A 21,238-nucleotide genomic window follows, 5' to 3' on the forward strand; every position below is an offset into this window, starting at 1 on the left:
AACCGCTCTTCCGATCTGAGCAATAGCGCCCATCGTCCCGATGAGCGTCGGCACCGGGAGAAAGTACGGGAGCGTGGCGTCGACCTGGTGGTAGCGACTCATCACGTAGTGGCCCATCTCGTGGACGCCGAGCACGCTGAGAATCGCGATTGAGAAGGGCCACGCCTGCCACATTTCGGCGGGATTCGCGATCGGATCGATGTGATACCACATCGCGCCTGCAAACAGCGTCGAGAGGACGGTCGCACCGAACAGCAGGATGTTCGTCCACGGAATCCCGTCGATACCGATGCTCGACGGTTCGGCAACGACAACGTGCTCCCCGTGGCGCGTCTCGAACTGTGGTTCGTAGCCGTACTCTCGAAAGACGGGCCACACCTCCCGGAGCAATTGCTCCGGCTGAACCAGCGGGTCGCCGTAGTAGACGACCGAGTCGCCGTCGGTTCGCACCTCGTAGACCGCGAATACGGACTCGATACGCTCGATCGGAGGCCCATCTGTCGTCGCCTCGTCTGTCGCTGTCGCTCGGCGTGCTGGGCCAATTCCGGACGAAGCACGGTCGTCCATCACCGGAGGTTCGTTGCCGGCTCGTATAAATCGACTGCAGTTAGTCAGGAATTGCTATCGTCCCGATTTCGGAGTTCGATTACTGATCTCGATACCGGCTTCGAGTATCGAGACCACCATCGAAGCGGATGGGGGCGGACAACTGCGCGGCGGCAAGCGGGTGTGACTGGAGGGATCAGGCGGGTTCGACGCGCCACGTGGTCGCACTGGTGTAGGACCACTTTTCGATCTCGAGGTCGGTTGCCGACTCCGAGAGCTTGACCATCAGCGCGCCGATCTCCTTCGGGGACATACCAACGTCGTCGGCGATGAACTTCCCTTTGAAGTAGAGCTCGCCGTCTTCTGCACGTTCGCGAAGGTAGCGTTTCAGGCGGTGTTCTTTGCTTTCCGTGGAGGGTTGGGCTGTCGTGCTCATCGACACTACCCACTCTGACAAGCAATATGTTATAAAGGATGGATGGTTAGCAGCATTTCGGTTGCGTTTAGCGTGACCGCACCTTTCGGACGTTTCACTTCGATTTACGTTCTGTTTTACGAGTCCCTCAGAGTATCCGAGACGTTTTAAAACCGAATCTAAGGAATTATATTCTATCTAAGTCGTTGTGGACGACTTCCTTGGTTGGTGAAACGTTCTATACGAATCTATGGGTGGCTGAACGACTAAAGCGGTTACGATCGATCGTGAACCCAGAACTCGTCCTCGAGCGTCACCTCCTTTTTGAACAGCGGAACCTCGTCTTTTAACCGGTTGATCCCGTCCTCGACGGTCCGGAACGCTTCTTCGCGGTGGCCCGCGAGCACGACGACGAAGACGATGTCCTCGCCGTCCTCGACGACGCCGGTTCGGTGGTAGAGTTCGACGGCGAAGACGCCGTCGCGCGCCTCGAGTTCGCGTTCGAGCGCGGCCATTCGTTCGTCCGCAACGCCCTCGTACTTCTCGAACTCGAGGTACTGCGTGGGGGTGTCGTCCTCGGTGTCTTTCTGCCGGACGCGCCCGGTGAAGGTCGCGATTGCGCCGGCGCGCGGTGCGTGGGGGGAGCGCTTGACGCGCTCGACGAGCGAGCCGAGGGTTCGGTGGGGATCGGTCGCTTCGAGGCGCTCGCGGAGGTCGATATCGCCGAGTTCGGTGGCGCTGGCAATCGTGGCGAGGGTGTCGGCGGGAGTGTGTTCGTGCTCGCGCGCGGTCGGGTCGTCGCCGACGACGACGGCGGGGTATCGGAGCGAGGAGACGCCGACGACGACGGCGTAGTCGCAGTCGGGCGCGAGCCGATCGAGAGCCTGCTGAACGGAGAGGCCGGTTCCGCTTGCGGTCCAATCGCCGTCGGCCCCGAGATCAACGGTCACGTCGCCACCTGTCGTGAGCGCACCGTGTGTCCCGTCCGCGATCGTCGCGTCGTAGCGGATGACGCCGACGCGACCCGCCTGCGCGAGTTGATCGATAGCGCCGTCGACGACCCGATCGACCGTCTCGTCGCCGCCCCCGCCGTCGAGGATTCCGAGTACGTACATCGTCGTTGTGTATGCTATCGGTCGGTTAGGCTTTGTAGCTGTCGCCGCCGTTTCCGGTCGACTGGTGGTCTCTCACAGTCGGTCTGCAGTTGGCAACTCTTAAGATAGCAACCCGGTTACACCGGGTTAGCATGAAAGTGGTCGTCTCTATCGGCGGCAGCGTGCTCGTCCCCAAACCCGGGGCTGATCGGGTGGCCGAACACGCCGCCGTCGTCGAAGACCTCGTCGCGGACGGTTGTCGCGTCGGTGCCGTCGTCGGGGGCGGCGGCGTCGCACGCGAGTACATCGGGGCCGCACGCGATCTCGGGGCAAACGAAATCGAACTCGATCAGCTGGGCATCGACGTGACCCGGCTCAACGCGCGCCTGCTCATCGCCGCGCTCGGCGAGGACGCCGTCACCGCGCCCGCGGAGAACTACGACGAGGCCGGCGAGGCGCTCCGGCGCGGCGACGTCTCGGTGATGGGCGGGGTCGCACCCGCACAGACCACCGACGCCGTCGGTGCTGCCCTCGCCGAATACATCGATGCCGACCTGCTGGTTTACGCCACGAGCGTCCCCGGCGTCTACAGCACCGATCCCAACGAGGACGACGACGCGACCAAGTACGACGACCTCAGTGCGGACGAACTCGTCGACGTTATCGCCGGCCTCGAGATGAACGCCGGCGCGTCCGCGCCCGTCGACCTGCTTGCGGCGAAGATAATCGAGCGCTCTGGCATGCGCACGATCGTCCTCGACGGCACCGATCCGGACCGGATCGCAAAGGCGGTCCGCTACGGCGAACACGATGGCACCGACGTGATCCCGGACGGTGCCGGCGAAGAACCGACCTACTGGGCGCAGGACGAAGATGAGTGACGACGACGCCGGACGGAGTCCGTACACGCTCCAACAGGAGGGCGACGAGACCCGCCACGCCTTCTGGGCCGATACGGTCGCAGACCGCGTCGAGGAACGCGTAGCCGACCGAGACGCCGACGAGGAGGACGCGGAAATCGTTATCAAGGGCGGCATCTCCCCCTCCGGCGTTCCACACCTCGGGAACGTCAACGAGATTATGCGCGGCTACTTCGTCGCCGAAGTCCTGCGCGACCGCGGCTACGAAGTCCGACAAGTCTTCACCGCGGACGACCGCGACCCGCTTCGGAAACTCCCGCGTACGCTCTGTAATCTCGACGGTGAACTCGTCGATCTCGGTGAGGTCGACGCCGGCGCGCTCGGACGCAATCTCGGCCACCCCTACACCGATATCCCCGACCCGTTCGGCTGCTGTGACTCCTACGGCGATCACTTCTCGCAGATCATTCAGGACAGCGCGGACGCCGTCGACGTGCCGATCGACATGGTCTCGACGACCGATCTGTACGAGGACGGCGAGTTCGACGACGTAACTCGCCACGTCCTCGAAAACCGGGAGCGCGCCCGTGAGGTACTCGCCGAGTACCAGGACAAGGTCGACGAGGACTACGTCCCCTTCAATCCCATCTGCGAGAACTGCGGGAAGATCACGGAAACGGTGACGAGCGTCGATGTCAACGGGGATGGAACGCCAACGGTCGACTACCGGTGTACCGACCTTGACGCCGGCGACAGCACTATCGACGGCTGCGGCCACGAGGGGACCGCCACGCTTCGGGAGGGCAAGATGCCCTGGCGCTTCGAGTGGCCCGCCCAGTGGCAGGTGTTGGGCGTCGACTTCGAACCCTTCGGCAAGGACCACGCCGAGGGCTCCTGGCCGAGTGGCGACGACGTGGCGCGCAACGTCCTCGAAATCGAACCGCCCGTTCCGATGGTCTACGAGTGGTTCACCCTCGACGGCGAGCCGTTCTCCTCCTCCGAGGGGAACGTGATTCTGGTCTCGGACGTGCTCGAACTACTCGAACCCGAGGTTCTCCGGTACTTCTTCGCGAAGGACCCTTCGCGGGCGCGAGACTTCAGCATCGAACGCCTCGACCAACTCGTCGACGAGTTCGATCGCTTCGAAGCGATCTACTTCGACGAAGTAGCGGAGGCCAGCGAGGACGAGCGGGCGTTCGCAGAGCGAGTCTACCCATTCGTGGTCGAGAACCCGCGCGAGGAGCGCATCCGGCTTCCCTACACCTTCGCCGCGGTGCTCGGCATGACCGATGACCCGGACCTACGCGAGGAAATCGCCCGCCGCGAGGGCCACATCCCCGACGACGCCCCCGAGTGGGCCGTCGAGGACGCGCTGGCTCGCGTCGAACGGGCGCGCAACTGGGCGCGCCGCACCGAAAACGAGTTCGACTACGAACTCAAGCGCACTGCCATCCCCGATCACGAGTTCGACGCGGCGACCGAGGAGGCGCTCGCCGAACTCGCGGACTTCATCGAGGAGGGCCACGATGCCGAGGAGATTCAGGGAGAGATCTACGAGACGGCAAAGCGCCACGACGTGGCTGTCGGCGAGTTCTTCGGTGCGGGTTACCGGCTCTTTTTCGACGAGGAGCAGGGGCCACAGCTCGGGCCGTTTCTGGCGAAGGTGGATCGGGAGTTCGTCGTTGCGCGGCTTCGCCGGGAGCGGTAGTCGCGGTTCACGTGTTGCGTTCGCTTGTTCGGCCGCTCGTTCTCGCTGCTCCGTTCTCGCTCGCTATCCCGTCTTGATTTCGCTTCTCGTCTCGTCTCACGCGTTCGTCTTCCAAAGACGACAGCGGTTCGCATTCGCGACGCGACGACAGACAAAAGCCCTTTGAGAGCACCGCGCTGAATTACTGTCGATGGATCTCGGTACGCCAGCGGTTGTCTCGGTTCCCGAACTCTTCGGGTCGGAGATTCTCACGTGGGTCGTCGTGGGACTCTTGCTCTACTGGATCGGGATCATTGCACTCCAGAGGTCGGGGTACCTCCCCGAGTTCGTCGGCACGCAGGGGCCGATTCTCACTCTCCACACCAAACGCGGCCGCGCCGTCCTGGATTGGCTCGCGGGCCCGAAGCGATTCTGGCGGGCCTGGGCGAACCTCGGCATCGGCATCGCCGTCGTCGTCATGGTGGCGATGTTCGGCTTCTTGCTGCTCGCAGGGATCGCGGCGGTGAGTTCGCCCCAGCCGACCGGAACCGTCCAGCAGCCCCGGAACGTCCTGGTTATTCCTGGCGTCAACGACTTCCTTCCGCTGTCCGCGACGCCGGGGATCGTCGTCGGCCTGCTCGTCGGCCTCGTCGTCCACGAGGGCGGACACGGGCTGCTCTGTCGCGTCGAAGACATCGACATCGAGTCGATGGGCGTCGCGATGCTCGCCGTTCTCCCGGTCGGCGCGTTCGTCGAACCCGATCAGGAGAGCAGCAAGGACGCCTCCCGCGGCGGGCAGACGCGGATGTTCGCCGCCGGCGTGACGAACAACTTCGCGATCACGATCCTCGCGTTTGCCCTCCTGTTCGGCCCGGTCGTCGGCTCGATCGCCGTCGCCCCGGGCGCTGCCGTCGGCGGCGTCGCGCCGAACTCGCCGGCCGAAGACGCCGGCATCGAACCGAACGATCGAATCACCGCGATCAACGGTGAGCCGGTCGCGGATAATGCCGATCTCTCGACGCATCTCGAGGGCAGCGACGAGGAGGTCTCTGTCGAACTCAACGGCGAGCGAACGGTTCCGGTCGATCACTCGTTGCTTGTCACCGCGGCGGTCGACAACGGGCCAGCACCCATCTCGACCGGCGATTCCGTCGTCGCCGTCAACGGCGAGGGGGTCGCAACCGAGGACGAGTTCCGCGACGCCGTCGGCGACGACGAAACGGCGACGCTCACCGTCGAAGCCGAAGATTCTGACGAGAGGACCGACTACGAATCCCCAATCGGACCGCTCGTTACCGTCCTCGAAGGCGAACCGTTGGCCGGGGCCACCGATGCCGCCGGCGAATCCGTCGTTATCACCGCCGTCGACGGCGAACGCGTCTACGACTACAGCGATCTCACCGCCCAACTCTCCGATCGCGACCCCGGCGATGAACTCTCGCTCGTCACGTACGCGGGCGGTGACCGTCAGGAGACGACCGTCACGCTCGGCGAACACCCACAGCAGACCGATCACCCGTATCTCGGTATCATCGGAACGGTCGGCATCAGTGGATTTGAGCTGAACGATACGCTCGGTGCCCAACTGTACCCCGCTGACAAGTACCTCGCGGTCCTCGGCGGGAACGGGAACACCAACTCGGGCGCAGTGACCGATACGTTCATCGGGAAGATCGGTTTCTCGCTACTACTTCCGCTCGCCGGCGTCCTCGAACTCCTTCCGTATAATTTCGCCGGTTTCACCGGTGGTATCGGAAACTTCTACGAAGCCCAGGGTGCACTCGGCGTTCTCGGTGATGGCACCGTCTTCATGCTAGCCAATCTGCTGTTCTGGACTGGCTGGATCAACGTCCAACTCGGCTTCTTCAACTGCATCCCGGCGTTCCCGCTCGACGGGGGTCATATCCTCCGAACCAGCACGGAAGCGATCATCTCACGTCTACCGATCGATGCAACCCGCGGGATGGTCCGAGTTGTGACGACCTCCGTCGGCCTCACGATGTTTGTGAGTTTCCTGGCGATGATATTCGCCCAGGGGATGCTCGCCGGTTAATCGGATACGAGTGACACTCTTCACTCCTCACCCGTCAATCGGTCATTCTGATTGCTTCGGAACTCAGGCTACTCGAGTCACTTGTCGTCCACGTCGATTCCGTGGCGCTCGTAGAACTCCTCAGGTGTCGAATCGAGACGCTCGAAGTCGGTATCGAAGTAGTGTTCGTGGTGGCGAACGACCTGTTCGACGACCCATCGACTGAACGTCTCGTTGAACTGCCACTCTCCCTCATTCTCGGGAATCTCGAAGCGCTCATCCGTCGAGAACGCGGCGTAGACGTGGAAAAAACCGAGAATAACGTCCGCGAAGTCCCGTGCCTTCTCCGTGCTGCTCTCGCGACGCTCTTCGAGTTCACTCGCGCCGGCGTCGGTGAGTTCGAAGTACTTGCGGTCGGGTTCGTCCTCGCGTTCGAGGCGTTCGGCCCAGCCCTTCTCTTCGAATTTATAGAGGATCGGATACACGGAGCCGTAGGACGGTTCCCAGTGGCCACCACTGATCTCGCGGATTTCCTTCAGAATTTCGTAGCCGTACCGGGGTTTCTCCTCGAGCAGTTCGAGGACGAGATAGGCAATAAGTCCCTTCGGCGGTCCACTTTTCCGCATACGAGTCGTGATTTAAACGGACGTACGTAAAGGGTTTCGGTCACACTCGTGTCCGCCCGAAACCCGGTCCTTCTTGGCCTCGCCGTCCCAACCCGCGCGTATGGACCGACGGCAACCGCCACAGACCGACGAAGGCTGGTACGTCTTACACGACTTCCGCTCGATCGACTGGGACGGCTGGCGCGACGCCCCAGAGCACCGCCGCTCGCGAGCGCTCGCGGAGGGAGTCGACTACCTCTCGGCCGCAACTGAACTCGCGGATGCCGAGGAGGGTGATTCTGCGGTATTCTCCGTGCTCGGTCACAAGGCCGACCTCCTGGTCTTGCACCTGCGCCCGACGCTGGCCGACCTCGATACCCTCGAGCGCCGGTTCGAACAAACCGCACTCGCCGAGTTCACCGAGCGCACGGATTCGTACCTCTCGGTGACCGAGGTCTCGGGGTACATGTCCCAGGAGTACTTCGAGGAGGACGGCGAAATCGAGGACACGGGGACCAAACGGTACATCGAGTCCAGACTGAAACCCGAAATCCCGGACAGCGAGTTCGTCAGTTTCTATCCGATGGACAAGCGCCGCGGGCCGGAAGATAACTGGTACGACCTGCCGTTTGACGAGCGTGCCGAGCACCTCTCGGCTCACGGCGACATCGGTCGGGACTACGCCGGTCGCGTGACGCAGATCATCTCGGGCAGCGTCGGCCTGGACGACTTCGAGTGGGGCGTGACGCTGTTCGCGGACGATCCGACCGACGTGAAGGAACTGCTCACCGAGATGCGTTTCGACCCGTCGAGTTCACACTTCGCGGAGTTCGGCCGGTTCCTCTCGGCGCGGCGGTTCCCGCCGGCGAATCTGGGGGCGTTCCTCGCGGGGGAGCCGGTCCCGCAGGAGTCGGCGGATCCGCACGGCTCTCACGATCAGAGCGGACACCACGAGCATAGCCATAGCCACGGTCATGGCCACGAGGACGGCGATTCGCATCACCACGGCCACGACTCGGACAGCCCACACGGCGACGACAGCGACGACAGTGACGACGAGAGCGTCCGCAGCGAACTGGATGAACTCGGCGTCTACGCGGGTCAGCCCCACGGCGAGGATGTCCACGCCGTCGTGCTCTACTCCGCGGCCGACTCCGACGAGTTGTTCGAGGAAGTCGAGGGGCTGCGGAAAAACTTCGATCACTACGATACACACCTGAAGACAGCGGTTTACGAGCCACAGGAGAGCGACTCTGCGGCCGAAACCGCAGTCGTCAGCCTCTGGGAGACCGACCGCGCCGCAAACACCGCCGCCGGCTTCCTCGCCGACCTCCCCGACATCGTCCGCCAGGCCGGCGACGACGAGGACGACTCCTGGGGAACCATGGGGATGTTCTACACCGTCGAACCCGAGCACCGCTCGGACTTCGTCGGCGTGTTCGACGATGCCGAATCGATTCTTGCCGACATGGACGGCCACCGCAAGACCGACCTGCTCGAAAACCGCGAGGACGAAAACGACATGTTCATCGCCAGCCGCTGGGATTCCCGCGAGGACGCCATGCAGTTCTTCCGCAGCGACGCCTTCGCGGACGCCGTCGAGTTCGGTCGTGACGTTCTCACTGACCGTCCGCGACACGTCTTTTTGGCCTGATCGACCGGTTCAGGCCTCACACCTGGCACGATTCCGGGTGTTCCCCTCACGCCGCCCATCACAGGCGACGGTCAGTCTCTCCGGAACCGACATCGGTTGATCGATGCCGTTCTAACACCGGTCAATGAGCGAGACGAACTCGTCGCTTGGACGACGTCTCTGGCGTTCGTATCGGTCGATACCGATTATCTATCGAATCGCGGTCGCGTTCGTTCTAGGGTCGCTCGTCGGAGTGGGCTTCGGCGAGCGGGCGACGCTTCTTGACCCCCTCGGTGAACTCTTCTTGCAGTTGCTCGAGATGCTGATCATCCCGATCATCGTCTTTACGCTGCTGGGCGGGATGCGCAAGTTGACGCCGTCGAAACTCGGGAAAGTCGGTGGGTTGACCGTCGGGATGTATATCGTGACGACGGCGGTCGCGGCCACCATCGGGCTCGCAGTCGCGAACCTGTTCGATCCCGGCCACGCGGTCGAGTTCACCGGCGGGGAGGCGGACTCGGCCGACCCGCCGACGGTGACCGAGGTGGTACTCGGCATCGTCCCCGACAACCCGCTGTCGGCGATGGCCAACGGCGAGATTCTGGCGACGATCTTCTTCGTCATCGTCTTCGGGCTTGCGCTGACGATCGTTCGAGCGGAAACGACCGACGACACGGTGAGTGGTGCGGTAAACGGCTTCTTCGCGTTCGTCGAAGCCGGCACGCAGGCGCTGTTCAAGATCGTCTGGGGCGTGATGGAGTACGGCGTGATCGGCGTCTTCGCGCTGATGGCCTCGTCGATCGGCTCGGGCGGGTCCGACGCGCTCCTCCAGTTGGCGTCGCTCGTCGCGGTCATCGCGGTCGGCGTCGCGGTGCACATGACCGTCACCTATCTCGGCCTGCTGACCGTGGGCGTTCTGGGTCAGTCGCCGCTCGCGTTTCTCGCTGGCGCGAAGGACGCAATGATGACGGCGTTTACGATCCGCTCCTCGAGCGGGACGCTGCCGGTGACGATCACGGACGCCGAGGAGAACCTGCGGATCGACGAATCGGTCTACGGGTTCGGACTCCCGCTCGGCGCGACGATCAACATGGACGGTGCAGCGATTCGACAGGCCGTCACGGCGGTCTTTGCCGCGAACCTGGTCGGCGTCTCGCTGGGCCTCGGCGAACAGATCATGATCCTCTTTACCGTGATCACGATCAGCATCGGCACTGCCGGCGTTCCCGGTGCAGGGCTGATCATGCTTACCGTTATCCTGAACGCGGTCGGACTTCCCCTGGAGATCGTCGGTTTCGTCGCCGGTGTCGACCCCATCCTGGGTCGGATCGCAACTATGAACAACGTCACCGGCGACCTCGCCGTCTCCTCCGTCGTCGGCAAGTGGACGAGCTCGATCGAGTTCAGCGAGGGCGTTTGGGCTGATGGCGATCCCGGTGGTGATGGCGGTGAAACACGCGGTGTGACGACGGATTGAGACGCACGGACTACCCGCGGCCCACGTACAGCGGGAGTCGTAGCGAGTTCAGCTCGAGCCCGCTGCCGGCGACCGGTCGTAGAAGAAGTAGCCCGCGACTCCAGCGATGCCGAGGCCGAGCGTGATGTAGGGCCAGTTGCCCGCCGCGCGATCCGTCAGGAACGCGTGGGCCGTTACGAATACTGCAAACCCGACGTGTGCGGTCAGTGTCGCGAGTCCGAACGCAGCGAAATCCATGAGTGGCGTATTCGACGTGTGCCCAATAGCCGTTTCGGAACGTCGGTTCTTCTGGGTACCGGGTTCTATATTCTGGGTGTTGAGTTCTGAGTTTCAGGTTCTGGACGCGTTCCGTATTCTCTCCGTTAGAGAGTCGTCTCAACCCCGAGTCGAGCCGCTTGCTGAACGCTCGAACCGACGACTACCGACTGTCCAGGCCGCAAACAAACCGCTTGAGAACGCTTAGAAATCGTGGTCCGAATCGTCTTCGACCGACCGCTTCAGCGAATCGCGGCGGGCCTTTGCGTCGCGGCCAGTTGCCTCGAGCAGGAAGTCGTTTTTCGCATCGACGGCCTCGCCGGCAGCCTCGAGTTCGTCCGGTTCGAGTTCGGTCGGATCGCGTTCGTGGAACTCGACGCCGAGTTTGTCCTTCTTCCCGGAGTATTCGACGGTTCCGGCGACGATTTTCTCGAAGACAGGGTTGTCAGGTTCGCCGATGACGTAGAGGTCGCTGCCCTTGAACTCCTGGGTCTCCGTAATCGGGCCGAAGTAGTCCTCGACTGTCGCCTTCATGTCAGGAATTCGCTCTTCGAGATATTCACCGCGACGCATCTTGTACTCCTTCATGGATTGGAGATACACGGGGGAGTGTTTACCTCTTTTCATACTCGATGTTGTCGGTGTTCAACAGGTTCTGCGAGGACGATTGCGGTCGGAGAAATGGAGAGCGGTGAAACCGATTTGGCTGCACCCGTCAGCGCTGAGCGATCGAACAGTCACTCGCCAGACAGTCCGTCACTCGCTATGCTGTGCCCGCTCGCCGAGGTATCCTTTTCGACACTCCGGACAGATGTCGCCGGTTCGAAGCGAGCCACGGTCGCCCGTGGTGACGAAGTCACAGCGCGGACAGTAGAACTCGGTGGGAACGTCCTCCGTTGGGGGGCTCGAGTCGCCGGGTGCGGGGGCATCGCTGACGCGTTCGATACCGGTGCCAGTACCGGTGTCAGCGCTTGAACTCGGACTGCTCGTGGGGGCCTCACCGGAGCGACCGGTACTGGCCTCGCCGGTGACGGTATTCGCACCGACGCCTGAGTCCGTCTCACCGGCGCTGAACTGTGCGTCACTGCCGGAGGGATCTGCCGTTACCGTTCTGGCGTCAACTGCCGACTGGTCTTCGTACGCGGTTGAATCGTGTTCGAGGACGACGGCATCGTCCTCGGTCGGGTCCGTCTCGTAGTCGTCTGCGTCGGGCCACTCCCCGTTAGGGTCGTCATCGACCGGCGGGCCAACGTCCTCAGAGTCTGGCCATTCGCCGTGTTCTCTGTCCCGGTTGCGTTCGGGTTCGGGGTCGTCGTCTTCGAGAATCTCGCCGTCGTCGGTAATCGGCTCGCCGTTCTCGTCGGTTGGAACGTCTCGAGTACTGTCGGTCACCTCACCGTCGGGACGCTCAACGCTGTCACTGTCTGCATTCGCGTTGATCGCTGGCCCGGATTCCGTTTCGCTGCCCGCAGTCGCATCGGGATCCGGATCGGCGTCGGCGTCAGTATCGGCGTCGATAATCGTCGCGTCATCGGTAATCGAGTCAGACGCCGGATTAGAGCCTTGGTCGTGGACGGACCCGTCCTGCTCAGCGTGTTCCCGCTGGGGGGTTGTCGATGCGGGTGTCTCGGTCTTCGTATCTGTGCCAGTGTCGGTATCACTCTCGAGAGGCAGTTCTCGGTCCGTCGCCGCAGTCTCGCTCGGCTCGCTCCGAGCGTCGGGCTCGGCTGCCCGTGCTGCCGAGAGACTCGTCACCTCGGTGTTCTCACTGATGACGTGTCTGTCACCGCAGCGAACACACTCCTCGTACTCCTGGACGGTGACGACGACCTCACTGCCCCGTTCTTCGCGCTCGCGGTCGACTCCGGACTCGCCGTAGTCGTGCCCGAGCAGCGAACATCGCAGGACCATTGTCCCATCGTACCGAGCCTGGCCATAAAAAACGTACCGCCTGAACCGTCCCGTTTCGTGTCATGTGACGGCGCTGATGGCTCTTGAGACTGCTCTCGAACAGACACGCTCAGAAACCCGTACTCGTCGTCACCGTCGGCCGTAACAACAAACGTCAAATCCCAGGTCGTCGAAGCTAGCAACGGAAACCGATGAGAGCAAAGCCGGAGTACCGAGACCGGGAGCGGACGGAGGTTGCGGTCCTCGATGCGCTCGTCGACCGCACCGATGACGGGATGTCCGTCCTCGAACTCCGGGCCGCCGTCGAAGCCGAAATCGACGACCTGGAGGACGCCCTCGCGACGTTGAAAGACGACGACCTGATCCTCGTCGAAACGAGCGGGAGCGAGACGCTGATCAAACCGGACGAGCGCGTCGTTCCCGACGAGCCGACGACGGAGGACGACGACCGATCCATCGGCGACTGGCTCCGGGACCGCTTTCCGTTCTGACCCGAACCGCCTCGTTCGGCCATTCGAATCGAAACGCCTGTGGGTACCTGGCCCCTGTCCGAACGTATGAGCCTTATTTCGTCCGTTCACGAGGATCACGGAGCGACGTTCGGCGAGCGGGGCGGCCGGACGATTGTCGAGAACTTCGGACGCCCGGCACGAACCCATCGCGCGGTTCGCAACGGCGTCGGACTGCTCGAACTCGCCTCCGATGTCATCGTCGTCACCGGCGACGACCGCCGCGAGTACGTCGACAACGTCGTCTCGAACCGCGTTCCCGCAACCGACGGCCAGGGCTGTTACGCGCTCGTCCTCGACCCACAGGGCGGCATCGAGATCGAACTCTACGTCTACAACGCCGGCGAGCGACTCCTGCTCTTTACGCCGCCCGGAACCGCTGGGGACCTCGCCGCCGACTGGTCCGAGAAGGTCTTTATTCAGGACGTCGAAATCGACGTTGCGACCGACGAGTTCGCAATCTTCGGCATCCACGGCCCGAAGGCGACCGAAAAAGTCGCGAGCGTTTTAAACGGTGCCGCCTCGCCCGACGAGCGGTTTTCCTTCGTGCGCGGCACGATGGGCGACGAGGGCGTCACCGTCATCCGGACGGACGCGCTGACGGGCGAGGAGAGTTACGAGGTCGTCTGCGCCGCCGCCGACGCCGAGGCGGTCTACGACACGCTGTTGAACCAGGGCATGAACGCCGCCCCGTTCGGCTACCGAACCTGGGACAGCCTCTGTCTCGAGGCCGGCACCCCGCTGTTCGAAACCGAACTCGAGGGGACGATTCCGAACGTGCTCGGCCTGCGCACCGCCCTCGACTTCGAGAAGGGCTGTTACGTCGGCCAGGAAGTCGTCTCACGGGTCGAAAATCAGGGACAGCCGAGTCGGCGGCTGGTCGGGCTAACGCTCGAACACGGCAGCGAGCCGGCAACTGAACTCGTCCCCGAATCAGGCGCGGCCGTCTTCGACGGCGATGCCTCCGTCGGCGAGATTACGCGGGCGGGCGTCAGCCCGATTCTCGAGTCACCGATCGCGCTCGCGCTCGTCGAGTTCAGTCTCGAAACCGATACGGTCACCGTCCGTGTCGATGGCGAGGAGGTGCCGGCAGTGCGGACCGAACTGCCGTTCGTCGACGGGTCGGACGACTCCGCTCGACTGCCGGTGTATCCGTAATCGCGGTTCGGTGGCGTCGGCGGCGGGTCGGACCTGGAATAGGAGTTACAATCGGACTCGGACTCGGAACCCAAACGAGAACCAGAACCGGAACCCGCACCGGAACTGTCCGGGCCCACGCTCAAGGGCGGCGAGAGTGCACGGTCGACTATGACCGCATCCGACTTCGACGACACCGATTTCGCGGAACTGGCGGACCGCGTTCGCACGCAGTCGGCCGACGCACCCGGTTCCGACACCGAGCGCGTGACTATCCGCTCGCTCGAATCGCTCGATGCCGACGCGCTGTCCGCGCTGCTCGAGATGGCCGAAACCGACCACGACCGGCCGGCCGAACTCGTCTTCGTCCTTCCAACCGACGCTACCGAGGCTGATCCCTCCGTCGCTGAACTCGAGGACGCGCTCGGCCATCCGATTCGCGTCGAGGAGTCGTTGCCTGAGGACACCGTCCTGTTGTTGCCGACCGATGCCGTCGACGGCGTGGAACTGGTTGATCCGGGTTCAATCACCTGCGGTGTTATCGGCACGGCGTAAACTGGCGAACTGTCGGATCGATACCGACTGAACCGGCCGTCAGAGCCCGAGACAGTCGGGTGTACGTGGAATAGCGACTCAGTTATCTTCGCCGGGAGCGTACGCCGTCATATGGCAACTGCTACCGATACACCTGGTGAGAGATCGCTCGCTCGCCTCCCGAGCGATGCCGTTCGCTCGTTCAAAGCGGAATTCTCGGGCGAGATCGTGCTTCCGTCGGACCCGTCGTACGACGACGCTCGACGGCTCTGGAACGGCATGATCGACAAGTATCCCGCGATCATCGCCCGCTGTTCGGGCGTCGCCGACGTCGTTGCGGCAGTGAACTTCGCCCGCGAGCACGAGTTCAGCGTCGGGGTTCGCGGCGGTGGCCACAACGTTTCCGGCACGGCCGTCGTCGACGGCGGGCTCGTCGTCGATCTCTCGGCGATGAACGGCGTTCGCGTCGACCGCGAGGCGGGGACGGTCCGCGTCGAGGGCGGCGCGTCGCTCGGCGATGTCGACCGCGAAACCCAACTGTTCGGTCTCGCGACGCCGCTCGGTGCCGTTTCGAAGACCGGCGTCGCAGGATTGACGCTCAACGGCGGATACGGCCATCTCAGCCGCCAGTACGGACTGGCGCTCGATAACCTGGTCAGCGTCGATATCGTCACCGCGGACGGACGAGTTCGCACGGCGAGTGCGGCCCGGAACGAAGAGCTGTTCTGGGGCGTTCGCGGCGGTGGCGGCGCGTTCGGCGTCGTCACATCGTTCGAGTTCAGCCTCCACGAGGTCGGTCCCGAGGTGTACGCGTTCTTCGCCTGGTTCCGCGGTGACGAAGCACACCGGGTGGTCGACCGGTTCCGGGAGTGGACCGAGACCGCCCCGCGGACCGCAGGTACTCTCGCGGTCGCCGCACACGTCCCCGAACTCGAGGAGTTCCCCGAGTCGGCGTGGGGCGAGGCCGCGGTCGCGTTCCTCGGGTCGTTCCGCGGCGACCTCGCGGACGCCGAGTCCGTTTTCGAGTCGCTTCGAACGGGGCTGACGCCGATCGCGGACTTCAGCGGGCCGATGGCGTTTACCGACCTGCAGTCGATGCTCGACGAGGACTACCCCGACGGGCTTCGGTACTACTGGAAGTCGATCTACGTGACAGACCTCACCGACGAACTCGTCGATGTCATGGTCCGGTACAACGAATCCGCGCCGTCCGAACTCTCGACGGTCGACCTCTGGCATCTGGACGGCGCAGTCGGCGAGGTGCCGCGGGACGCGACCGCGTTCTGGCACCGGAACAAGCCGTACATGTTCGCCGTCGAGGCGAACTGGGAGGACCCCGCGGACGACGATGCGAACGTGACGTGGGCGCGCGAGGCCATCGCCGACGTGCAGGCGCTGTCGGTCGGCGCGGGCCGGTACGGCAATTTTCCGGGGTTGAACGAGGATCCCGGGACGCTGCTCTACGGGGAGAACGCCGCGCGTTTCAGCGACCTGAAGGCGACGTACGATCCAGAGACCCTGTTCGTGGGGAACGAGGCGCTCTCGGAGCGGGCCGACGACTGACGATGGTCCGATGGCCTGCCGTGACGAGACGTGAGGCGACGTGTGCAGTGGCCGCCGGGCGGACCGAGTTCAGTCTTCGGTCTCTTTCTTGGCTTCGTCCTCCGCCCCAGTCCCGACCTCGACCTCGGTTTCGGACCCGGTCGCCGACGGTCGGTAGCGGCGGCTCACGGCCTTCCACCGACCGCGCCTGACCAGCCAGTAGTTGATCCCGCCCGGCACGTACGTCTCGAGCAGGAGCGCGAGGTACAGCGCCGCGATGCCGAGCGGCGTGACCGGGCCCAGCAACGCGGCCGGTATCGCGAACAGGTAGCGTCCCGCCAGCGAGGCGAGAAACGGCAGGCGCGTATCGCCGGCCCCGAGGAGGACGCCCGCTGCCGCGCCGTCGAGTCCGAACCCGATCGAACTCACCGCGCCGACGGCGACGAACGCCGCTGCCGCCGGCACCTCGCTCGACTCGGAGACGAACGGAACCGCGATCGGCTCCGAGAACACGATCACCAGCGCCGCGATCCCGGCGTAGAGGACGACCGAGAGCCGAATAATCGCCGTCCCGTAGGCGGCCGCCTCCCCCTCCTCGCTCGACCCGAGGTGCTGGCCGACGAGTGAACTCGCCGCGAGCGAAAGTCCCCAGTTGATGCTGTTGATCAGGCCGCGGACGCGTCGACCGACTTCGAGGGCCGTGACGATGACCGGCCCGAAGGTAGCGGCGATCCACAGCAGCGGGAAGACGACGGCACCGGCCGCGAGCCGGCGGCCGATTTCGGGCATCGAAATCTCGATCAGTTCGCGGACGAGTTCGCGATCGATCCACGGTCCGTCTGCGGTGATGGGGACGGGACTCGGCTCCATGCCGAGCCGGCCGTACGAGCGGCCGGTCATCCCCCACGCGAGGACGACCGTGACGAACCCGGTCGACAGCGTCGTCCCGATCGCCGCGCCGGCGACGCCCAGTCCAAAGCCGAAGATCAGCAGGCCGCTCAGGAGGACGTTGAGAACTGCTCCGCCGGCGCGTGCAACCATTTCTGTGAACGTGTCGCCGACGCCGGTGTAGGTGCGACTGGCGATGAGGTTGCAGAGTTCGAACAGCGCCGCCGGCGCGACGAACACGAGGTAGGTGCGCCCGTGATCGATCGGTGCCGCTTTCGAGCCGAGGAGTTCGATCAACGCGTTCGGGAACGCGAGGAAGACGGCTACGACCGGAAGGGCAAAAACGACGGCGAGCAGGACGCTCTGGGTGACGACGAGCGACGCGCGGTCGGTCGCCTCGCCGCCGTAGTTCTGCGAAACGAGCGAGACGGTGCCGCCCGCGAGACCGAGGCCGAGCATCGTCACGAGTTCCCAGTAGGCGAGCGCGTACGCCAGCCCTGCAGTTCCGGCGGTGCCGACGGCGGTACCGACCATGGCCAAGTCGGCCGTCTGCTTCGACATGATCGCGAAGCCGGTGATAATCCGCGGCCACGCTAGTTCCATCGTCGGGCGAAATCGCTCGGCGTCGATGATGCCGAGACGCTCGAAGAGATTCGCGACGAACGCCACGACGCCGGTCACTCGCCCTGTCATCGCGTGTTTGTTTCGAGAGCGATTCCTTCGGTCTGTCGTTTGGCGTCCCGCGAGAGCCGTCGTTCAGCGGTGAATACATGACAGAACGGGAAGGCTTATTACTGGAACATCGCAGTATTTCGGTATGCGTTCGCCCTCTGTCTCCTCTCGCACGGCCGCCGGTTTCACACTCGCGGCGATATCGCTGCTGCTGGTTTCGGCAGTACCGGTCCTCGCCCAGCCCGATCCGAACGGCACTCGCGTCGGCACGGATGCCGTGATCGGGTCGTTGTTCACCAGCGCCATCGGGAGTGCGCTCACCACGCTCGTCATCGGTGGACTGTTGATCGCATTCGCTCCCGATCGGACCCGGAGGTTGACCGATACCGCCCTCGATCGGTCGGGGACCGCGTTCGGCTACGGTCTCCTTACCCTGATCGGCTTTCTCGGTGCGGTTCTCCTGTTGGCAATTACGGTGATCGGGATTCTCCTCGCCGTTCCGCTGGCGCTGGTCTTTGCCATCGTGGCGCTCGTCGGCGGTGAACTCGGCTATCTCGCCGTCGGTCGACTCGTCTCCGAGCGTTGGTCATCGGCGTTAGCCGTCGCGGTCGTCGTCGCCGCGATCACCGGATTCGTTCCCGTTCTCGGCAGAATCGTCGCGTTCGTGATCTCGAGTATCGGTATCGGGACGATCGCGATGGCGGTAATCGATAACGGTTCGACGCAGCGTGGCGGCCGTCGCAGTCGTCGCAAACGCCGCGGACGAGACGGCGCTACGTACGGCACCGACGACGATTATGATGATTACGACAATTACGACGATACGACCCGGTACTGACCGTACTCAGCGCCGGGAAAGCAACGCCTTCAGGTGATCCAGCGAGGCCAGCGAGGTCGGCCGGTCCATGTGGACGCCGATTTCGCCGGAGAGCGCCCCGAGACCGACGTGCTGGACTGGTTCTGGAAACGAGTACGCCCGGCGAATCCAGTGTCCCAATCGCTGTTCGCGTTCTAAGTCCTCGCGCCAGGCGCGTTCGTAGGCCGGAAGCGTCGTCGGCCGATCGGGATCGATCTCGCGGGCGGCGTGGTCGGCGCTCGTCATACCGTAGAGGATCCCGCCGCCCGTGAACGGTTTCGTCTGCGCGGCCGCATCGCCGATGAGAAAGCCTCGCCGACTCGTCACGCGATCCGCCTGCCCGATCGGGATCGCACCAGAACAGCGGTGTGACACGTCGATCTCGTAGCCGTCGATCAGTTCCTCGAAGTGCTTCGTCACCTGTACGCCCGGCGGCGCTGCCAGCCCGTACTCGACGCCGGCGTCACCCCGCGGGATGCGCCAGGCGAAGAACGTCGGCGGCGTGAGGTGGACGTCGACGAAATCCTGCTCGTCCGCCTCGTCGGAAAAGGCGAGCACACCGTGAAGGAACTCGTCGGGTTCCGGAAGCCCGAGTTCACCTCGCACACGCGATCGCGGGCCGTCGCAGCCGGCGACCATCTTTGCTTCGTGAGTGACGGTGCCGTCGGGGCCGCTGGCGACGATTTCGACGCGGTCGCGGTGCTCGCGAACGTCGGTGACGGTGTGTTCCTCGCGGACGTCCGCGCCGGCCTCGCGTGCGAGTTCGGCGAGGTGGCGGTCGAGGCCGACGCGGTCGATGACGTTCGAGGCGACGTCTCGCATGTAGAAGGGGTAGGCGTCGCTGTGTGGACCGCCGACGTGGAATCGTGCGCCGTAGATTTCGTTCTGGAAGAGTTCTTCGCGTGCACCGGGACCGGTGAAGCCCCAGATGTCGGTACTGACGTGTCCGGAACAGGCGAGTGGCACCCCAATGGTTCCCTGTTCGAGTGCGAGGACGTCAAAGCCCTTCTCGGCGGCCCGCCGGGCGAACCGCGCGCCGGCGGGACCGACGCCCACCACGACGAAATCGTACATGTCCGTCACGTTCACGGCTGTCGGTAAATAGCCTGTCGAACGGCTGCACTAGCTGGTGAGAACCGCCTCCACAGGAGGGGTCGCCGCCTCCATCTCTCGAACTGGTCTGTGAAATAGTCACGTGTTGTTATGTGTTTTTACATAGTCTACCAAGTCTAGCAGCGTCCAAACGTGGACCGCTTAGTGTATCTCTATCCCTGAACTTGCGTCGCGTTCGATTTTCCAAAACAATCGCCGAGGCAGAGTAGACTCGGAACGCTACTAGACAGTCTTGGTTGATATTTGCTTTTCTAACTATCAATGCTAACAATAGGTTTATAGGGGATTCAATACGATGATTAGTTAACTAATGTCTAAAAAACAGCCTGAGTTTGCAAGAATTATGAGCCGAAGGAAATTACTCACCACTTCGAGCGTCGCAATGGCTATGTCGATATCGGGTTGCTCGAATTATATACCACTAAGCCAGTCAAAGAAGAAATCAGAGATAGCTGAAGTGGGTGTGGATAATTCTACAGACGACCGCGAATATGTGTCAGTTATAGTTAGTGGGGACAATGATATTATATTTAGACACACATTCATACTTGATCCTGGTACTTTTTCTTCAGAAAAAGCTATTGAAGAGGAACCTTCAGAGATTATGGCCTTTACAAAGAATGGTATATCAAAAACATGGAACTATGATCCCGAGATGGGACCGGCATTTGATTGTGGTATCAAGGATATCGGACTCACGCTTCAAGATGATACGATCGAACCTTGGTATGATTGCCCGTAATCCACATACGCTCTTCTGTAGGAGATTGTTGAAGCTCTCCATAGCGGAGTTGGAATAGAGACTGACCGTCTGATCGCCCAACGACCGGATTCTAGTCTCGCTCAGTTCACCATAGAATCACAAGATGGCTCTACCTCAACAATGTACTACACAAGAGCGACAACTCTATATCCAGTAGCAATTTCAATATTGATCGCGGCATACACCCAGCACCAGTTACCGGTGATCTGGACAGCGGTTTCGTCAACCGCGACGGCGAAGCCGTCGGCGGTCTGGAGCGCTGCCGGCTAGCCGTTCTTTCCACTGCCAGATCGCCTGATGCGACCGATCTACGCCAAGCAGGCAGATGATGGTGACACTTGCAACAAGAACTTCTCATCTTCTCAAACTGGCTCAACTATAGTAACCGTTAGAACTTTCCGCCCATAGATTGTTGAAGCTTCTAATGGATCATCTCGACGAGATCTCTGTCGAAGAACTTCACNTAGCCGAGTGGCATAACACCGGCCGGCGAACAATCTACAGTTGGCTCAAGCGACTCGATACTGACGAGTCGCTTGAGCAGGCTGTTACTGATGTTCATCGATCTGGGAGAAAGAGAAAACTCTCAGAAAAAGAGCAGCAAGAGTTCGAAGAAATAGTCCACAGATCCCCTGAAGAAGTTGGGCTCGACGCGCCGGCGTGGACGCCGGCGCTCGTCCAGCACCATCTCGAGGAGACCTACGATGTC

The 21,238-nt window shown here is 62.9% G+C and carries 20 protein-coding genes and 2 pseudogenes (1 of these 22 only partly in view); 12 read left to right on the forward strand and 10 right to left on the reverse strand.

Annotated elements, in window-relative coordinates:
- From C484_RS17450 to C484_RS17460, 3 genes and pseudogenes are all read right to left on the reverse strand, one after another.
- Positions 1-567, reverse strand: a pseudogene (locus tag C484_RS17450) (site-2 protease family protein); it reaches 517 nt to the left of the window's first position.
- A 175-nt stretch (positions 568-742) separates the two neighbouring features.
- Positions 743-982 (reverse strand): DUF7123 family protein, encoded by a 240-nt coding sequence (locus C484_RS17455; RefSeq protein WP_006107664.1) that lies wholly within the window; start codon positions 980-982, stop codon positions 743-745.
- Between the two features lie 254 nt (positions 983-1,236).
- Positions 1,237-2,076, reverse strand: a complete 840-nt coding sequence (locus C484_RS17460) for a molybdopterin synthase (protein ID WP_006827210.1) — start codon at positions 2,074-2,076, stop codon at positions 1,237-1,239.
- Positions 2,077-2,207: 131 nt separating this feature from the next.
- Between C484_RS17460 and pyrH the strand changes: the two genes are divergently transcribed.
- The 3 genes from pyrH (at position 2,208) to C484_RS17475 (ending at position 6,655) form a co-directional block, all read left to right on the forward strand.
- Positions 2,208-2,936, forward strand: a complete 729-nt coding sequence (pyrH, locus tag C484_RS17465; RefSeq protein ID WP_006827211.1) for a UMP kinase — start codon at positions 2,208-2,210, stop codon at positions 2,934-2,936.
- The gene (lysS, locus tag C484_RS17470) at positions 2,929-4,623 is read left to right on the forward strand and encodes a lysine--tRNA ligase (RefSeq protein WP_006827212.1); all 1,695 of its coding nucleotides are present in this window, start codon (positions 2,929-2,931) and stop codon (positions 4,621-4,623) included. The genes pyrH and lysS overlap by 8 nt, the downstream gene beginning before the upstream one ends.
- Positions 4,624-4,813: 190 nt before the next feature.
- The gene (locus C484_RS17475) at positions 4,814-6,655 is read left to right on the forward strand and encodes a site-2 protease family protein (protein ID WP_006827213.1); all 1,842 of its coding nucleotides are present in this window, start codon (positions 4,814-4,816) and stop codon (positions 6,653-6,655) included.
- A 77-nt stretch (positions 6,656-6,732) separates the two neighbouring features.
- Here the strand turns inward: C484_RS17475 and C484_RS17480 are convergent, their stop codons facing one another.
- Positions 6,733-7,260, reverse strand: a complete 528-nt coding sequence (locus C484_RS17480) for a PadR family transcriptional regulator (protein ID WP_006827214.1) — start codon at positions 7,258-7,260, stop codon at positions 6,733-6,735.
- Positions 7,261-7,360: 100 nt separating this feature from the next.
- On the opposite strand from C484_RS17480, the gene C484_RS17485 reads away from it, so the two are divergent.
- Positions 7,361-8,893 (forward strand): heme-binding protein, encoded by a 1,533-nt coding sequence (locus C484_RS17485; RefSeq protein ID WP_006827215.1) that lies wholly within the window; start codon positions 7,361-7,363, stop codon positions 8,891-8,893.
- A 124-nt stretch (positions 8,894-9,017) separates the two neighbouring features.
- Complete coding sequence (locus C484_RS17490; protein ID WP_006827216.1) at positions 9,018-10,349, forward strand: dicarboxylate/amino acid:cation symporter; 1,332 nt, start codon at positions 9,018-9,020, stop codon at positions 10,347-10,349.
- A 48-nt stretch (positions 10,350-10,397) separates the two neighbouring features.
- On the opposite strand, the gene C484_RS17495 is transcribed toward C484_RS17490, so the two are convergent.
- The 3 genes from C484_RS17495 to C484_RS23760 form a co-directional block, all read right to left on the reverse strand.
- A complete protein-coding gene (locus C484_RS17495) occupies positions 10,398-10,586 on the reverse strand; it encodes a hypothetical protein (RefSeq protein WP_006827217.1) in 189 nt (62 codons plus the stop codon).
- Between the two features lie 222 nt (positions 10,587-10,808).
- Entirely contained in the window at positions 10,809-11,192 is a 384-nt protein-coding gene (locus C484_RS17500; RefSeq protein ID WP_006827218.1) for a DUF5611 family protein, read from the reverse strand.
- A gap of 168 nt (positions 11,193-11,360) precedes the next feature.
- Positions 11,361-12,515, reverse strand: a complete 1,155-nt coding sequence (locus C484_RS23760) for a DUF7093 family protein (RefSeq protein WP_006827219.1) — start codon at positions 12,513-12,515, stop codon at positions 11,361-11,363.
- Positions 12,516-12,706: 191 nt separating this feature from the next.
- Between C484_RS23760 and C484_RS17510 the strand changes: the two genes are divergently transcribed.
- From C484_RS17510 to C484_RS17525, 4 genes are all read left to right on the forward strand, one after another.
- The gene (locus C484_RS17510) at positions 12,707-13,006 is read left to right on the forward strand and encodes a DUF6432 family protein (RefSeq protein ID WP_006827220.1); all 300 of its coding nucleotides are present in this window, start codon (positions 12,707-12,709) and stop codon (positions 13,004-13,006) included.
- A 66-nt stretch (positions 13,007-13,072) separates the two neighbouring features.
- On the forward strand, positions 13,073-14,182 hold the full coding sequence (gene ygfZ, locus C484_RS17515) for a CAF17-like 4Fe-4S cluster assembly/insertion protein YgfZ (protein ID WP_006827221.1): 1,110 nt from the start codon (positions 13,073-13,075) through the stop codon (positions 14,180-14,182).
- Between the two features lie 150 nt (positions 14,183-14,332).
- Positions 14,333-14,716 carry a hypothetical protein gene (locus tag C484_RS17520; protein WP_006827222.1) on the forward strand — a complete coding sequence of 128 codons (384 nt, stop codon included), beginning with the start codon at positions 14,333-14,335 and terminating at the stop codon, positions 14,714-14,716.
- A 111-nt stretch (positions 14,717-14,827) separates the two neighbouring features.
- Positions 14,828-16,258 carry an FAD-binding oxidoreductase gene (locus C484_RS17525; protein WP_006827223.1) on the forward strand — a complete coding sequence of 477 codons (1,431 nt, stop codon included), beginning with the start codon at positions 14,828-14,830 and terminating at the stop codon, positions 16,256-16,258.
- 69 nt (positions 16,259-16,327) lie between these two features.
- Here C484_RS17525 and C484_RS17530 read toward each other — a convergent pair whose 3' ends face one another.
- Positions 16,328-17,818 carry an MATE family efflux transporter gene (locus tag C484_RS17530; RefSeq protein WP_006827224.1) on the reverse strand — a complete coding sequence of 497 codons (1,491 nt, stop codon included), beginning with the start codon at positions 17,816-17,818 and terminating at the stop codon, positions 16,328-16,330.
- Between the two features lie 124 nt (positions 17,819-17,942).
- On the opposite strand from C484_RS17530, the gene C484_RS17535 reads away from it, so the two are divergent.
- Entirely contained in the window at positions 17,943-18,635 is a 693-nt protein-coding gene (locus C484_RS17535) for a hypothetical protein (protein ID WP_006827225.1), read from the forward strand.
- A gap of 6 nt (positions 18,636-18,641) precedes the next feature.
- On the opposite strand, the gene C484_RS17540 is transcribed toward C484_RS17535, so the two are convergent.
- Positions 18,642-19,727, reverse strand: a complete 1,086-nt coding sequence (locus tag C484_RS17540) for a geranylgeranyl reductase family protein (protein ID WP_006827226.1) — start codon at positions 19,725-19,727, stop codon at positions 18,642-18,644.
- Positions 19,728-20,076: 349 nt separating this feature from the next.
- Here C484_RS17540 and C484_RS23175 point away from each other — a divergent pair, with 349 nt between their 5' ends.
- Positions 20,077-20,508 (forward strand): hypothetical protein, encoded by a 432-nt coding sequence (locus C484_RS23175; protein WP_152422737.1) that lies wholly within the window; start codon positions 20,077-20,079, stop codon positions 20,506-20,508.
- A 182-nt stretch (positions 20,509-20,690) separates the two neighbouring features.
- Here C484_RS23175 and C484_RS24435 read toward each other — a convergent pair.
- Positions 20,691-20,859: pseudogene (locus tag C484_RS24435) on the reverse strand (IS6 family transposase); the annotation flags it as partial.
- A 94-nt stretch (positions 20,860-20,953) separates the two neighbouring features.
- Here C484_RS24435 and C484_RS17545 point away from each other — a divergent pair.
- Positions 20,954-21,238, forward strand: a 285-nt coding sequence (locus C484_RS17545) for a helix-turn-helix domain-containing protein (protein ID WP_006827227.1), incomplete at its 3' end; no start/stop codon positions are given.

This window comes from Natrialba taiwanensis DSM 12281 (assembly GCF_000337595.1).
GTDB lineage: Archaea > Halobacteriota > Halobacteria > Halobacteriales > Natrialbaceae > Natrialba > Natrialba taiwanensis.

Coding starts and splice junctions, on each gene's coding strand:
- C484_RS17455 (WP_006107664.1), bottom strand. CDS start 982: ATGAGCACGACAGCCCAACCCTCCACGGAAAGCAAAGAACACCGCCTG.
- C484_RS17460 (WP_006827210.1), bottom strand. CDS start 2,076: ATGTACGTACTCGGAATCCTCGACGGCGGGGGCGGCGACGAGACGGTC.
- pyrH (WP_006827211.1), top strand. CDS start 2,208: ATGAAAGTGGTCGTCTCTATCGGCGGCAGCGTGCTCGTCCCCAAACCC.
- lysS (WP_006827212.1), top strand. CDS start 2,929: ATGAGTGACGACGACGCCGGACGGAGTCCGTACACGCTCCAACAGGAG.
- C484_RS17475 (WP_006827213.1), top strand. CDS start 4,814: ATGGATCTCGGTACGCCAGCGGTTGTCTCGGTTCCCGAACTCTTCGGG.
- C484_RS17480 (WP_006827214.1), bottom strand. CDS start 7,260: ATGCGGAAAAGTGGACCGCCGAAGGGACTTATTGCCTATCTCGTCCTC.
- C484_RS17485 (WP_006827215.1), top strand. CDS start 7,361: ATGGACCGACGGCAACCGCCACAGACCGACGAAGGCTGGTACGTCTTA.
- C484_RS17490 (WP_006827216.1), top strand. CDS start 9,018: ATGAGCGAGACGAACTCGTCGCTTGGACGACGTCTCTGGCGTTCGTAT.
- C484_RS17495 (WP_006827217.1), bottom strand. CDS start 10,586: ATGGATTTCGCTGCGTTCGGACTCGCGACACTGACCGCACACGTCGGG.
- C484_RS17500 (WP_006827218.1), bottom strand. CDS start 11,192: ATGAAGGAGTACAAGATGCGTCGCGGTGAATATCTCGAAGAGCGAATT.
- C484_RS23760 (WP_006827219.1), bottom strand. CDS start 12,515: ATGGTCCTGCGATGTTCGCTGCTCGGGCACGACTACGGCGAGTCCGGA.
- C484_RS17510 (WP_006827220.1), top strand. CDS start 12,707: ATGAGAGCAAAGCCGGAGTACCGAGACCGGGAGCGGACGGAGGTTGCG.
- ygfZ (WP_006827221.1), top strand. CDS start 13,073: ATGAGCCTTATTTCGTCCGTTCACGAGGATCACGGAGCGACGTTCGGC.
- C484_RS17520 (WP_006827222.1), top strand. CDS start 14,333: ATGACCGCATCCGACTTCGACGACACCGATTTCGCGGAACTGGCGGAC.
- C484_RS17525 (WP_006827223.1), top strand. CDS start 14,828: ATGGCAACTGCTACCGATACACCTGGTGAGAGATCGCTCGCTCGCCTC.
- C484_RS17530 (WP_006827224.1), bottom strand. CDS start 17,818: ATGACAGGGCGAGTGACCGGCGTCGTGGCGTTCGTCGCGAATCTCTTC.
- C484_RS17535 (WP_006827225.1), top strand. CDS start 17,943: ATGCGTTCGCCCTCTGTCTCCTCTCGCACGGCCGCCGGTTTCACACTC.
- C484_RS17540 (WP_006827226.1), bottom strand. CDS start 19,727: ATGTACGATTTCGTCGTGGTGGGCGTCGGTCCCGCCGGCGCGCGGTTC.
- C484_RS23175 (WP_152422737.1), top strand. CDS start 20,077: ATGTCTAAAAAACAGCCTGAGTTTGCAAGAATTATGAGCCGAAGGAAA.